We start from the raw sequence: 14,409 nt of genomic DNA, 5'->3' as shown, positions 1-14,409 counted from the left end.
AGTTAATGAACTTAGGACAAGAGTATAACTAGAGTCGAATTCAAAGGCTGTTTGATGGCTTAAAAAATCATCAAGAGAACGATTGCAACAATCACAAAAAAGATAAAGTCACCGCTAGAAAAACCAGGTGGTTTTACCTTGTTAGGCTGGGCTAAATCACGATAGAAGTCGCACCAGATACATTTGAATTTGGTGCTCATCTGCAATAAGGTATGCTTGCCGCATTTGGGACATTCGTGCATGGAAGAAAACTCTTCTGAATGTCGATATTTTGATAATTCAGACATTGATTCATGTTTCCCCTGATGTGTTGTTGCACGTTTCATCGCAGGCTCTCCTTTAGAGTGCTTGGATAACAAGTGTTAAATTTTGTCGTCCGATTACTTGGACGACATCTTTAGGTTGAAACTGGATGTGTGTTTTAGTAGAGCAAGCTTTCCAAAAACTAGCTTTGTAACGAACTCGCCATTCCTTACCTGGCTCCAATACATCCTCAATAACAGCCTCGTGTTCTGACTGTTCATCATCTAACCAAGGGAGGTAAATAGGTGCTGGAGCAAGATGATTGGAGCGAAATAAGGCATAGTGTTTAGCAAACATAGTGTAAGCCCTCCAGAAAAGTGGCATGGCTTCAAGATAGAGCCCGCAAATGGATGTGCGGGTGCTTATGCGGGTGCTGCAGTTCTAGATTTTATGATTCTTTACAATCCAAATTCTCTACCTGTGTCTTGAGAATTAAAGCGTGTTGGGTAATCTTCGATAGTTTTCGATTTCCCAAGGGATGAGCTGGCTCGAAGTCGTATTGCCGGAGCCAAATTCTATATTCAGGGGAGAGTTCCACATGTAGAAGAGCCTGAGAGGGGAGTGCGCCGCTAACTGCTGATCGACCTTCTTTGGGTTATGGTAAATATCAGATAGCAGATCCATATGCAGAATGCTCTCTGCATATGGATCTGTAGAACGTGCAACGTATTTCGCCTCGGATAATACCTTTTGCCAGTGACGACCATGCTCATCACCTGAGAGTTTAGCTCGAATCCCTTCTATTGATGGATAGACAACGTCAATAAGAAATTTAGACTGATGGCCTACTGCTTCGCTATTAGCTAAGCGCTGGTTATCTTTTTCCAACACTATGAACGTTTTAATATTTCCCCTGCCTTGCTGATAGCATCGAACAAATTCTTCTATGTTTGATGGATTCGATGACTCTAAAGTTTTGCTACTGCTGCTGGAGTTGCGATTGTCAAAAACGCCTAAGACATGGCTGTCCTCCATTAAAAAGACACGCCTAAAGTTACGATTACCAACATATCCTCCATGAATCCCAGACCGATCTGCCCACTTTAGCCCTTGGTAAAAAGCTTTAATACAGCGCACTGCTACGCCAATCTGTTCGCTAGGGACAGACGCACTCATGCAATTCGCAGCCGGATTTTCAGGGAAGAGGTTATCTTGTGTGAGCATTGCTCGACGCACCAAGGACCATTCGATTGACATTGGGTTCGCTCTAGTTCTGTACAACCGTTAGCCTGGATGCATTTTCGAACTTGCACCATCGTATAAGCAGATAGCCTGCAGAAATATAAGTTGCATAGCTACTACTTCACGGATTGACTGTGTTGTTTGGCGCTAACACAAAAACTCAGACTGAAGTGTCCAGCACATTTAGACATAAAAGTTGCCTTGTACATGATAGGAGATGAATTCTAAAAACGTCATTCGTCATAGATACGGATGAAAGTGTCATACGCGGAAGAAAACAAGAGTTTTTCTTCAAACCCTGAAAAGAGTTTCAGGATTCCTTCACTATAGGACCGTCTACCAGGCTGACTCCATGTGTGCACTCCCTGCTTTTCTTACATTACGCCCTGATTTCTGTAAAAAGTTTAAAGAACGTGCCATTGAAAGATTTGGACAGGCTTACATTGCTGGGTTATGTCAAGAAATCTTGAATGATTATGAGATTGACATTAGCAGAGATACAGTGCCTCGTATTTTGGCTGGCAGACGAGGACGTTCTCGAAATGTAAAGGCAATTTGTGACTGCTTTGATGTGCTCTGGCAAGACGCTTGTATTACATCAGATCTACTGCAGAGTAATGATATTGATACGTTGGTTCAGCGGATTCGCAGTAAGGTTGAATTCAGGTTTGAGTATGGTCATTTGACCTCTAGTTCACAGCACCAACGGCAGTGGGTGCAAGATAATTTTATTGAACCTGATTTAGTTAAAGTTGAGTTTTTGCCTTCTGAGTATCCAGTGGGTGATCCTCAGGCTCTTTTAGAATCGGAAGATTCCAGAGATGATGATTTTGATCGTCTGGGTGTGCGCTTGCTCAGGGGGCAAAAGACGACGAGTCGTCAGGTGTTAGACGACCACAGAAATATTTTTGTTTACGGTGAACCAGGCTCTGGGAAGTCAAGCTATTTACAGTGGATTGCTCTGAAATGTTGTGAAGGTCTCATCTTGCAAGAGTACGTGCCAATATTTCTAGAAATTCGTCAGTTTACAACGACAAACTGTGCAGGCACCTTACTGACATTTTTTGAGGAAATGTTTGAGCGCTGGGGGTTTTCTACAGGAGAAACTCGACGGATATTGGAATCTGGCAGAGCTGTTTTCATATTTGATGGTCTAGACGAAACGCTAAATTCTGAACGGGCACGCATTGAAAGTATGATTGAGTCGCTACTGCGGGATTACGACAAATGTCGTTACATTTTTAGCTCTCGGTTAGCGATTAGCTTTCCTTACTTTGGCGGTTTTCAAAAAGTGATTTTGGCTCCGCTGCGCCCTAGACGGCATATCCCTGAATTTGTCAGACGCTGGTTTGCTCAATCTGGCAAGCAGCCTGAAATGGCAAACTTGATGCTCGAAAAGCTTCAGTCAAAACGATATCAGGGAATTCGAGAGTTGGCCCGTCGTCCTGTATTACTCAAGCTGTTGTGTATCGTTTTTGAGATAGAGGGGGATTTTCCGACGCGACGGGGGGCTGTATTTGAAAGTGGGATTTCTAAATTAACTCGCACGACAGCAGATTTAGAAACTCATATTCCAAGTATTCCCAAGCTGCAGGACCATCATATTTACAGCATTCTCTGTCGAGTTTCTAGTTACTTTTTCATCAATCTCAAAACTCAAATCTTATTTGCAACTCGGGATGTCGAACGAATTATTCAAGACTACTTTAGTGAGGTCCATGGCATTAATCGAGATGGGGTACCTGGTGATACTATTCTTCGAGGAATTGAGCAATCTAATGGCCTGTTAGTCCGTTGGTCACAGGACTTTTGTGCATTTTCACACCTCACTTACCAAGAGTTTTTTACGGCTGCACATCTAGTCAAAACATCGGCTTATACAAATGTCTATGAGCATCTACATGATTCACGTTGGCATTTTGTTACTGGGCTAGTTGCTGAGCTGATTCCCCAGGAGGTATCTTGGAACTTTTTTCTTGGGTTCAAGCAAACGATTGATTCGCAAATTAGCCAAGATGTGAAACTGCGAGAATTTTTGGAAAATCTCAATCGAACAGCTACATTTTCGGCTTATTCGGTCAATAGTGAGCGCTCTCATCTGCAGACCTATATTCGTGCCTGGTATTTTGCCTACGCACTGCAGGACACTGGACAGGTGACAAATTTAGGTAACTTGTACACGTACTTTGACTTGCCGGATTTTGAATTTGCCACCAGCATGATTACTGGTCAGGTGCTTGAAGGGCATGAGCATTTATACAAGGCTTATCACTGTCTTCTAAAGAAAGAGCCGTCTTTGAAAAAGTTGATTTCGTTGTTTAAAAAACTCAAGGCTTTTTTAAGTAGCAACCCTCAAAAGACTGAGGTTTTGGAAGGCTGGTTAGTACAAATCAAAAAAGAGCAAGCTGAATTGACTACGGCTGATGAATGGTGGCAGCAAAAACGAAATGCTTGGGCTAAACGAGTGGCAATCTTTATGCAGGGGCTGGGGGTTCCTAATATTTTTGAGCTGACGCAGGAGCAGGCCAAACAGCTACGAGCTTATTACGATGTCACCAAGCTGTTGTCGATTTGTATGAATCGTTCTCATTTGGATAAGCAGCAGCGTAAGCAGTTGGCGGATTCGATGCTACTTCTAACAACGCTACCGCCAGAGGATCCTATGGAATTTTCTCGTTTTTCTGCGTAATACCCGAAGTTACCGCCGGGTTGTCTGGTTTTTATGGAGCCAGCTTAAAGTTGTTGAAAATATGGCTGAATAGGATGCGATCGCAAACAAGTTTCATCTTGCACAAGCGTATGTACCTGCCAATTTGGATCGGTTTCTGGATAGTCACTCCGATAGTGACCGCCACGACTCTCGGTCCGAAATAGCGCGCTTTTGAGCACTAATTTAGCAATTGCTAGCAAATTTCGGGTCTCTGTCCAAAGACGGAGTTTTGCTAACGTGAGTTGATCCGGTAGCTGATAGGTTGTCTGCTCTTTTACTTCATCTATTGTCCGTGTCAGCGCTAATGCATCAAATTCTGTTTGCCATTGCTTTAACTGCTCTAAAGCGGTATTCATTTGACTAGCTTCGCGGGAAATGCCAGCGCTTTGCCAGACCAGCTGGCTAATGGCGGTTCGATGCTGACCAAGCCAGTCAGTATCCAGGTCCATGTCTACTGGAGAAGCTAATAACTTGTTTTCATTTTTCTGATTGGGTGGGTTCTCTAGCGGTATGGGGCTAAGTGTTTTGAGCTGGGCTCCAAATACTAGACACTCCAACAAAGAATTACTGGCTAATCGGTTTGCTCCATGCACTCCGGTGCTAGCATTTTCGCCAACGGCATAGAGCCGAGGGATGGTGGTCTGACTGCTCAGATCAGTCACAATGCCGCCCATCCAGTAATGGGCAGCGGGTGAAACGGGAATGGGCCTTTCAAATACGTTAGTGCCTGCCCATTTTTGACACTTGCGAATGATATTTGGAAACCGATGTCGTACCCGTTCTGGATCAATTACTCGTAAATCTAGATATACCACCGATTCATCTGGGTTTTTCTGGAGATGATTAAAAATAGCTCGACTAACCACATCTCTAGGTGCTAACTCGCCATCGGGATGATAATCAAAGGCGAACCGGTGACCATCGCTATCGACTAAATGGGCCCCTTCACCTCTAACGGCTTCGCTAATGAGAAAACGAGGTGCGCCTTCCTTAGTTAAGGCTGTGGGATGAAACTGCATAAATTCCAAATCTCGTAAGGTCGCTCCAGCCCGCCATGCCATAGCCACACCATCCCCAGTGCTAGCCGCCGGATTGGTGGTTTGTGAATAAATTTGTCCGCCTCCTCCCGTGGCCAATACTATGGTTTTTGCCTGGACCCAAGTGAGCTGGTGGTTATAAACCAGCTTTATCCCACAGCATTCCCCCCCATGCAGCCATAGATCTAGAGCCAGGGCTTGGTCAAAGACGTGAATGTTTTTTTGTGCTAGCACCTGGGCTGCCAAGGTCGTGACTACAGCCCGTCCGGTAGTATCAGCGGCGTGCAGAACTCGTCGCCGAGAATGGGCAGCCTCCAGAGTCATGGCCAGCTGATTGCCTGTGCGGTCAAAGGCAACTCCCATCTGGGTCAGGTTCTGGATGCATTCTCCTGCCTGGCGCACAAGTACCTCTACGGCTTGGCGATCGCACAACCCCACTCCCGCTTTGAGGGTATCCGTGATGTGGAGCTCAGGTGCATCGTCGGGTGCGATCGCAGCAGCAATTCCCCCTTGAGCCCAGTCGCTAGCCGATACAGCCAGCGTATCTTTAGTAATTAAGCCTACTTGAAGTGTTGGCGGTAAACACAGGGCCGAATATAGACCAGCCGCGCCACCACCGACGACCAAAACATCAACCTGTGGTGGTAATGAAGCAGGGGAAGCAGAGGAAGGCACCAATAAAAATGCTCCTGACAGAGGGATTAAACCACTCTATCAAGAGCAACGATAGATAAAGAGCGTACTTGGAAACCGAAATCAGGTAAACTTGCCAAATTTCAGTATCTTAGATGCAGAATTAGCTATGACGTCAGCACTCCTATCAACAGGCTTAAGGAGAACACATACTTACTTGTAAGCACCATTGTTATAACGGTCGCCACCTTCTACCAGTGCAGGGTTAGGTGGAGAGATGGTGAATACATCCATGTTGTCTTGAATGCGTGATTTCTCAGTGTCACTAAGCCCAGGAATGTCTAAAATATCCTCCAAGTTTTCATAGGGCGCATTCCGAACGATTTTGCCTGCAATCGTCGGAAATAGACCCCGATACTTTCTAAACGCAGCAACATTGGTGTTGTTTACATCAAGCTTGTAACCGTACTCTGTGGCAAGCTTGTCGTCTATTGCGTTGCGGGGTAGTTCCGCTTCTGCTAGCAGTAACGTACCGCTATTTAGCAAGCTTGCCACTGCAGGTTGAGCATCGCTCACCAACGTGCCAAATATCAGTCCAAGCGCCATTAATAGGCCAAAGAATCGTTTCATCTCTCCGCCGGATTTATCAAATCTAATACACAGCATTAATGAGCAGAGTATCACTTTCACTGTGCCAATGTTGAATAATGCTAATAATCCTTTGCGGACCGTTACGCAAAAACTCTAAAGCCAACTTCGGCTATGAGGACTGTACATGGGAGGGCTTGGCGGGAACTGAGGCTTTTCGATCGTAGCTCAGTAAAAACCGATCTAAGTCTGAAAACGTGCAAGCGTAAGTAGTTAAGGGTTTGTCATAGCCCTTCAACAGCGCAGAATACCGCTTAAAGGTTTGCTCATTAGCTCCAAGCTTACTCAAATACTTATAGGTTTCTGCACCTAGGGCGACATCTAAACCCAGCTGCTTAGTTGAGCTTTCAAAGCGAAAAGCTGCATTTACTGTATCCCCCAAAGCCGTATAGTCAGGTCGATCGCCGGTGCCTGTGTTACCGACAACGGCATACCCAGTATTTACACCAGCCCCAACTCGGAGTGGGAAAGGTAGCGGAAACTGCTTGTGGAGCTGCCGGGTCATATCATTCAGGGCGCTAATGGCACGGCTGATTTTTAACATTTCCTCGGCTTCTACTTCCTGGGTGCCGTGAATCCAAACAGCCATGACGGCGTCGCCAATGTACTTATCAACCCAGCTGCCATATTCGCCAATAATATTGCCCGCATGACGGAACCAGGTGCCAATTACTTCAGACAGAATCTTTTCATCTATCTGTCGCGTCATGACGGTGAAGTCGCGAATATCTACCACCATGACTGAAATTAAACGACGCACATGGAGGGTGGCAGTAGCTGTAGAGTCGTGGGAACTAATAGAAGAATTACTGCTACTGACTGGCTCTGGGGCAGGACAGTAAAACTGTAGCTCGGTCTGCCCAAACGTGAGGGCATCCCCATTGCGCAAGGTAACTGGCACACTAACGCGACGACCGTTCACAAATGAACCGTTGCGGCTACCCAAGTCAATCAGGTAAAATTCACCACTTTCCATGAACTGAAGCATGGCGTGGTTTCGAGAAATCCAGCGATCGGGCAGAACAAAGTTATTATCATCGCTACGGCCAATAGTCCAACAACTATTGCCAATCAACGATAAATGACGTTGACCTGAGTCTGTCTTGAGGACCAAGTAGGGTCCAACTTTAGGGGTCTTTTCAGGGAATAACACTACACCTCGACAATTCGAGTCAGCCTATGTCCAATACCTTAACGCTACTGCTCCTAACTGCACTATAGCCTTTGTGCTTATTTATTGTGCATTACATACACCATACTGCTGATCCTAAAAATCCATGGTCAAAGCTTTATACATTATCCATATCTTCGACTGTTATTTTTCCTAACCGCATGCTAGATGCCTAACCCTCGAATAATCTTTCACATTTGTCAAGAGCGCTGGTTCTTTCGTCCGGGATTGTATTTAAGGCCATGCTTCCCTAATGATTGAATTTTTTACGCTAGGATGGCAGCTAGCAAAAATAGGGCATCTACCAAGATTGTACTCAGTACTGCTCCAGCAAATGCCCACCAGTGAGTTTTAGGGGATTTGATGGCTAGAGTACCCACCATCACCAGCACACTGAGTAGTGTCAGGGCCCGTACAATAGCCACAGGGTTCTCAATTTGCAATAGAGCAGCCTGTAGCACACTGCCAACGTCTGGCGGTTCTACCTGCATGACTTTTTGCCAGTAGGGGATTAAATCAACCCAGTAAAAATAAAGATCGGTAATGGCAGTGCCAAATAAGGAGCCTAGATAAAAGTAGCTACCAACCTTATAACGGCCTTGACCAATCAAGATCAGAACAATGGGTAGCCCAATGGCTTCCACTGGCAAATGGATGTAGGGATTTTCCCTGAGCCATCCCCAGTAGATGCTGCCTGCCAACCATGTCCAGGTGAAGCCAATGGCTAAATCTCCCCAAAGTTTGAGTGCTGGTTGGCGCAACATCCGTAGACCGCTAATTAGCCAAACTAAAGTCATCGACAGACTTACCCAGGGCTGTAGACGCACCAGGGGGGCCTGAATAAAGACAGGCACACTAACTAGAAAAGCAGCGGCTAGAAATGCAGGTAAGCGATCAGTCGAGGGCTGATCAGACGTTAAATTTAACCGCTCAGTGAGCCGGGTTTGAGGCGAAGTTTCGGATAGCAATGCAGCCTGACGAATTCAATTGAATTCTGAGAGAGGTTAATTATTGTTAACATAACATGTCACTCAAGTCGCTCAGGAACCGGAGGTGAATAAATGGCGACCTAGATAATATTGCAGTGTATGAATATTGCGGGGGTGTTCGATTAGAAAGAAACGTTGATATGAATTTTTAATTTGAGCTTATTTTGTCTGCCGTAGATTAGCGGGTAATAGTTAGTTTCTCAGTAAATTTTAGATTTTTTTTGTGATCAGACTTTTGGGAGGCCTGATCCCTTTACTTAATAATTTTTCAGCTCATTAATGATAGGGCTGTTGGTCAGTGCTGGCCGAGGGGGGTGCTCAATTGGCTACCTGAATTAATGGCGTATTGGGATTACTTGAGTCTGAACTCTCAGAATTGATCTGGCGAATCGGTAAAAGCTTGCCGCGGTCGTCCGGATGTAGTTAAGGATGTTTCGTGTCCTTTAGGAGCGGTCTGCGCTAGACCCAGTTGATAAGTTCTAGCTTTGGAGCATTGTTCATGTCTGTTTGCCAATCATTGGAGCTGTTGGCCCAAGTGCCCACAAGCCCAGCAGCACAAATTAACTTATTTCAAGCCATTGTGATTGGCATTGTGCAGGGACTGACGGAGTTTCTGCCCATTAGTAGTACGGCGCACGTCAAAATTGTTCCTGTGGCGCTTGGCTGGGGTGACCCTGGTGTAGCCTTTACGGCTGTCATTCAGCTTGGCAGTTTAGCGGCGATTTTATGGTACTTCTGGGACGATTTAACTACAGTGACTCGAAATACGATTACAGCGGCACTGGCCAAGCGTTATCAGTCTTCAGAGTTTCGTCTAGGGTTGGGTATTATTTTGGGCTCAATTCCGATTGTGTTTTGCGGACTGTTGATCAAGGTATTTTTTGAAACACAATATGAGACTTCGGTAATTCGTAGCACTCAGGCGATTGCGATTACGTCTATTGTGATGGCACTGCTTTTAGGTGTGGCTGAGAAAATGGGGTCACGTAAGCGCAATTTTGAAAAGCTTGATTTGTGGGATGGCATTGGGGTTGGTTTGGGACAAGCTCTCGCGCTAATTCCTGGGGTATCTCGCTCAGGTTCGACGCTGACAGCTGGCTTATTTTTGGGGTTAGAACGGGATACGGCTGCCAGGTTTTCCTTCCTACTAGGAACACCCGCTATTTTGCTGTCGGGTCTGGTGGAGCTTAAAGGTCTGCTGGAGGAGATGTCGATGGTGGGAGATGCGAGTTTGATGCCGCTAATTGGTGGATTAATTGCGGCCGTAATTTCGTCATATCTTGCGATCGCATGGCTGATCAAATTTCTCAGACGCCACAGCACTTGGGTATTCGTTTGGTATCGCCTCGCATTTGGTGTGGCAATCTTGATTGGCATAGCCACCAGTACTATCCAAAACGTTTAGAGCGTTTTCGCTAGCAAGCATTGCCACAATAGGCAGGTTCTCTCAGTATTATGGAGTAATTGTCTAGTCCGATGGTATATGCGTAGTGCGTCTATCCAGCCGGCGATTATTACCAGCGTCGTAAGTGACTCCATTGCTGAAGACATTGGCTTTGATCCTGGCGATCGTTTGGTGTCGATCAATGGTGAGCAGCCCCGCGACCTGATTGACTATCGCTTTTTGTGCTCGGATGAATACCTAACCCTGGAGGTTTTGGACTCGGCTGGGGAGGTCCACACAGTTGAAATCGAAAAAGATTTTGACGAAGATTTGGGGTTGGAATTTGAAAGTGCTTTATTCGACGGGCTGATTCAGTGCAATAACGGCTGTCCTTTTTGCTTTATCGATCAACAGCCCCCTGGTAAGCGTGACACGCTTTATTTGAAAGACGATGATTATCGGCTGAGCTTTTTATACGGCAGCTATCTCACTCTGACCAACTTGCCTCCAGCCGAATGGGAGCGAATTGCTCGGCTCAGGTTATCGCCTCTGTATGTCTCCGTGCATGCTACCGAGCCTGAGGTGCGGCAGCGTCTTCTGAAAAACCCTCGGGCTGGATTGCTGCTAGAACAGCTGCGATGGTTTCAGGAGCATCGTTTACAAATTCATGCCCAAGTGGTTGTGTGTCCTGGTATCAATGACGGATCTCATTTAGAGCACACGCTGCGGGATCTGGCCCAGTTTCATATTGGGGATACGCCGGCGGTTGCTTCTGCGGCAGTTGTCCCAGTGGGGTTAACACAATTTCGCCCTGGTGAAGATGAATTGGTCCCGGTGAGCACAGCCAAGGCAAATGAAGTTATTGAGCAGGTCAAGCAGCTGCAGACCGAATTCAAAGCAACGGTTGGGTCTACGTTTGCCTGGCTAGCAGATGAGTGGTTCTTGATTGCTCGGCAAGCGCTACCGCCGGAGTCACATTATGAAACCTATCCTCAAATTGGCAATGGTGTAGGGTCCATTCGTCTATTTCTCAAGCAGTTTGAGACAGCAGCTCAGACATTGCCCGACCGGGTAACTCCGGCGAGGCATTTTACCTGGGTGGTTGGAAATGCAGTGGAAAAAGCATTTGAGCCAATTGTTGAGCGTCTGAATCAAGTAGACGGCCTGACAGTCACGATGGCGGCCTTAAATAGCGAATATTGGGGGCAGTCGATTACGGTTACTGGTCTGCTGACGGGTTACGATATCTTAGGAAAACTAAAAGAACGACATCTGGGGGATGGCATATTGTTACCGTCTTTAATGCTGAAGCGGGGGCAGCATGCTACGCCAGAGGATACGTTCTTTCTTGACGACATGGCCCTGTCGGATCTTGTGCATCAACTTCAGTGCCCGGTTTGGCCAGTGGACGATATTGCAGGGTTGTTAAGGGCGTGCGTCGCGACAGATATTAATGGTTGGCAATGCGCTTAGCATCAGACTTAGTCAGCTTTCAACACTCACTTTTGTCTGTCTGGGTGTTTGATTGGAGAACCTTTTCATAATTAGACGGTTCATCATTGGACGGTCTGCGGGTTGGCGGCTTGTATATTTGGCTGAGCCATCCCATGCCGAGCTTGTGTGCAAATTTACTACGGTTATCAGCTATATATTGACGTAAACACTATGGGATACATCAACCACTCGTTCTTGATCCGAATAGCTGTACTTGGAGGTCTGCTCTCTGCTCTCCCTCTGCCAGTATTTGCCAAGATTTTAATCGGTGATTCAAATAGCACGTTGGCTATGATGTCAACCCAGGTTCTGGCGGCAACACCTGACGATGCGGAAGTGTTGTTTGATACTTCGTCTCGTATACTCACTGATCCAGAAATACTATGGTCACCCACCGCGATCGCAGGTGTAACCGATTCAGCTTTCGACACTCAATGGCAGCTGAGTAATGGCATCCTGTGGCCGTCAGCCCTAACGCAGGTATCCCAGCTTCCCAATCTGCCGTCAGATGAAGAGGAGGACGCAACAGAGTCTGTACCTGAAAGCTCTGAAGAAACGGAGAGGCCTGCCAGCGATGTCGACAGCGAGCCCTCAGCGCTGGATACTGGAGAAATCGTGCCGGACACTGGTCAAGCCGCATCTACTGCCGAGGATGATTTATTAGATGAGAACAATTGGCCTCCCACCGAGTTACTAGCTGATCCAAATCCCCTGGTTGTACCGACCTTGGAGTCGGAGATCTTCCTTCAAGAAGGGGAAGAACGGACAATCTCGCTGGAAGAAGCGATTGAGCTATCCTACTTTAATAATCAAGACCTACAGGTAGCATTGTTAGGTCTGGAGCAGGCTGAGTCCGCATTGTCAGAAGCTCGTGCCGCATTTTCTCCTGTAGTAACGACGTCAGCCGATGTGACTTCTCAAGAGACCGATACTACAACTACCGCTTTTGGCACGATTGGTGACGATGGTCTTGATACTAGTCTGAACGCAGCAGTCTCGGTAAACTACGATTTGTTTACTTCAGGGCAGCGCATTGCCACAGTGCGAGCCGCAGAGGAACAAGTTCGTTTTAGTGAACTTGAAGTTGATCGCCAGCGTGAAGAACTACGTCTCGAAACCACGAGTCTTTACTACGATTTGCAGGAAAGTGGTGAACAAATTCGTATTAACCAAGCCTTTGTAGATGAAGCCGCACGTAACAGACGGGATAATGTGCTGCGTCAAGAAGCAGGGGTAGGCACTACGTTTGATGTATTGCGTGCTGATGTCCAGTTGGCAAATGCGCAGCAAGATCTAATTCAGTCTCAGTCTCAGCAGCGCATTGCAAGACGTAACCTGGCGCGTCTCCTCAATTTGCCATCCACTGTCAATGTCAATGCCACACCTGTACCAGCTCCGGATAATTGGGAAGAAACCTATGAGCGCTGGGAGTTAACACTTGAAGACAGTGTTCTACTGGCATTCCAGGGGCGCGTGGAACTAGAGCAACAGTTAGCTCAACGGGAGATCAGCACTCAGCAAGCCAGGGCAGCTCTAGCCGCCAATGGCCCTCAAGTAAGCCTGTTTGCCAACTACAGCTGGAGCGATTTGTTAGACGACTCTTCAGATAACTACAGCTTTGGGGCCCGGTTTGATATGGTGCTTGTGGATGGCGGGGCTGCTCGCGCTAGGGCACGACAACAAGAAGCCAATGCTGATATTGCAGAGGAAAATTTTTCTGAGCAGGTAGATCTGGTGCGCTTTGAAGTGGAGGAAGCGTACTTTACGATGCGGTCCAATGAAGAAAATGTGCGGACCGCAAGAACAGCCATTACCCAAGCTGTACGCGCCTTAGAGTTAGCTAACTTACGCCTGGATGCAGGCGTTGGCACCCAACTAGATGTGCTGACCGCTCAGTCTGAACTCACTCAGGCAGAAGGTAACTGGGTGAGTGCGGCTTTGGGGTATAGTCGGGCTTTGGCCTCGTTACAACGTGCTGTTAGTAATTTGCGTTCGACCCTCTAAACTCCTGGCAGCACTGAAATCAGCCCACCTAGGACCCTAGGTGGGCTGATTAATTTGTTCGGGCAGCTTGCTATCCGTACTAATTTGAGGAGGTGCTGGCAGAGCTGAATTACTGCTGCATAGCTTTTCAATCACTTGGTCAGCAGTCATGAGGCGCTTGAGAACAACCTGGCCAATTGGGATAGCCGTATCACCTTCAGGCAATACTTCGACCATTAGGACGTCGTCTTCGACTTGGTATAGCCATAATTTTTCTGTGGCTTCTTCAATGTAAAGCCCCAGTCGTTTAATGGTTGGTTTGCGCTGCCAGGCTACTTCGTTCCATAGACCGCCAAACTCCCATACTCTGCCAGTTGTCCAGCCGTCGGACAAGAAAAAATATTTCACAGATCCTGAGTAAGGTCAAAGGTTTAATCGCATTATCTCCGGTCATGTTGGTTTTTACACGCAGTCTCTAAAAACTTGATGGTTTCTTCGGGTAAGTATTGGGAATGATGGAATTAGAGATGATTATTAGGTTCTCTCCGGAAGCCAGCGATAACGGTGTGGACAGTTATCTGGTAGATGCACCCTGATGTTTAACTCCTGAGTCTTTCTGAGGCTTGGGAGTTTTTTTTATTTTTTGAGGCCTGAACATCGTGGCGAGTAATTATTGGTAAAAACCGTTTATTTTCTGTCCGGATGTAGGCGTTAAAAGTGTGGACAGTTAGCTGGTAGATGCACCCTGATGTCTGACTCCTGAGCTTTTTTGAGGCTTAGGGGTCTTTTTTTTGTCAATTTTTTGAGGCCTAAACATCGTGGCGAGTAATTATTGGTAAAAACCGTTTATTTTCTGTCCGGATGTAGGCGTTAAA

At 46.6% G+C, this 14,409-nt stretch carries 12 protein-coding genes; 4 read left to right on the top strand and 8 right to left on the bottom strand.

The features are described from left to right. Window positions 1-59 precede the first annotated feature (59 nt). The 3 genes from N836_RS47260 to N836_RS47250 form a co-directional block, all read right to left on the bottom strand. Complete coding sequence (locus N836_RS47260; RefSeq protein WP_152532090.1) at window positions 60-326, bottom strand: hypothetical protein; 267 nt, start codon at window positions 324-326, stop codon at window positions 60-62. A 13-nt stretch (window positions 327-339) separates the two neighbouring features. Beyond that, a complete protein-coding gene (locus N836_RS47255) occupies window positions 340-600 on the bottom strand; it encodes an NfeD family protein (protein ID WP_023071686.1) in 261 nt (86 codons plus the stop codon). A 135-nt stretch (window positions 601-735) separates the two neighbouring features. After that, entirely contained in the window at window positions 736-1,467 is a 732-nt protein-coding gene (locus N836_RS47250; RefSeq protein WP_152532089.1) for a hypothetical protein, read from the bottom strand. Window positions 1,468-1,837: 370 nt separating this feature from the next. Here N836_RS47250 and N836_RS47245 point away from each other — a divergent pair, with 370 nt between their 5' ends. Next, window positions 1,838-4,174, top strand: coding sequence for an NACHT domain-containing protein (locus N836_RS47245; RefSeq protein WP_023071684.1), 2,337 nt, complete (start codon window positions 1,838-1,840; stop codon window positions 4,172-4,174). A 44-nt stretch (window positions 4,175-4,218) separates the two neighbouring features. On the opposite strand, the gene nadB is transcribed toward N836_RS47245, so the two are convergent. The 4 genes from nadB to N836_RS47225 all read right to left on the bottom strand — a co-directional run bounded on the left by nadB (window position 4,219) and on the right by N836_RS47225 (window position 8,652). Next, window positions 4,219-5,907 (bottom strand): L-aspartate oxidase, encoded by a 1,689-nt coding sequence (gene nadB, locus N836_RS47240; RefSeq protein ID WP_023071683.1) that lies wholly within the window; start codon window positions 5,905-5,907, stop codon window positions 4,219-4,221. Between the two features lie 171 nt (window positions 5,908-6,078). Further along, window positions 6,079-6,495 carry a photosystem II complex extrinsic protein PsbU gene (gene psbU / locus N836_RS47235; RefSeq protein WP_031292073.1) on the bottom strand — a complete coding sequence of 139 codons (417 nt, stop codon included), beginning with the start codon at window positions 6,493-6,495 and terminating at the stop codon, window positions 6,079-6,081. A gap of 130 nt (window positions 6,496-6,625) precedes the next feature. Beyond that, entirely contained in the window at window positions 6,626-7,627 is a 1,002-nt protein-coding gene (locus N836_RS47230) for an adenylate/guanylate cyclase domain-containing protein (RefSeq protein WP_235071053.1), read from the bottom strand. 323 nt (window positions 7,628-7,950) lie between these two features. After that, the gene (locus tag N836_RS47225; protein ID WP_023071680.1) at window positions 7,951-8,652 is read right to left on the bottom strand and encodes a DUF3120 domain-containing protein; all 702 of its coding nucleotides are present in this window, start codon (window positions 8,650-8,652) and stop codon (window positions 7,951-7,953) included. A 520-nt stretch (window positions 8,653-9,172) separates the two neighbouring features. On the opposite strand from N836_RS47225, the gene N836_RS47220 reads away from it, so the two are divergent. The 3 genes from N836_RS47220 (at window position 9,173) to N836_RS47210 (ending at window position 13,555) form a co-directional block, all read left to right on the top strand. Beyond that, window positions 9,173-10,078 carry an undecaprenyl-diphosphate phosphatase gene (locus tag N836_RS47220; protein WP_023071679.1) on the top strand — a complete coding sequence of 302 codons (906 nt, stop codon included), beginning with the start codon at window positions 9,173-9,175 and terminating at the stop codon, window positions 10,076-10,078. Window positions 10,079-10,156: 78 nt separating this feature from the next. Then, window positions 10,157-11,530 (top strand): TIGR03279 family radical SAM protein, encoded by a 1,374-nt coding sequence (locus N836_RS47215; RefSeq protein ID WP_023071678.1) that lies wholly within the window; start codon window positions 10,157-10,159, stop codon window positions 11,528-11,530. A 312-nt stretch (window positions 11,531-11,842) separates the two neighbouring features. After that, window positions 11,843-13,555 (top strand): TolC family protein, encoded by a 1,713-nt coding sequence (locus tag N836_RS47210; RefSeq protein ID WP_161634944.1) that lies wholly within the window; start codon window positions 11,843-11,845, stop codon window positions 13,553-13,555. Window positions 13,556-13,591: 36 nt separating this feature from the next. On the opposite strand, the gene N836_RS47205 is transcribed toward N836_RS47210, so the two are convergent. Continuing rightward, window positions 13,592-13,942: a hypothetical protein gene (locus N836_RS47205; RefSeq protein WP_023071676.1), complete on the bottom strand. Its 351-nt coding sequence runs from the start codon at window positions 13,940-13,942 to the stop codon at window positions 13,592-13,594. Window positions 13,943-14,409 lie beyond the last annotated feature (467 nt).

The organism is Leptolyngbya sp. Heron Island J (assembly GCF_000482245.1).
Taxonomy (GTDB): domain Bacteria; phylum Cyanobacteriota; class Cyanobacteriia; order Phormidesmidales; family Phormidesmidaceae; genus Leptothoe.
Note: the sequence above shows the minus strand (reverse complement) of the source record. Positions and strands in the feature narration are given on the sequence as shown.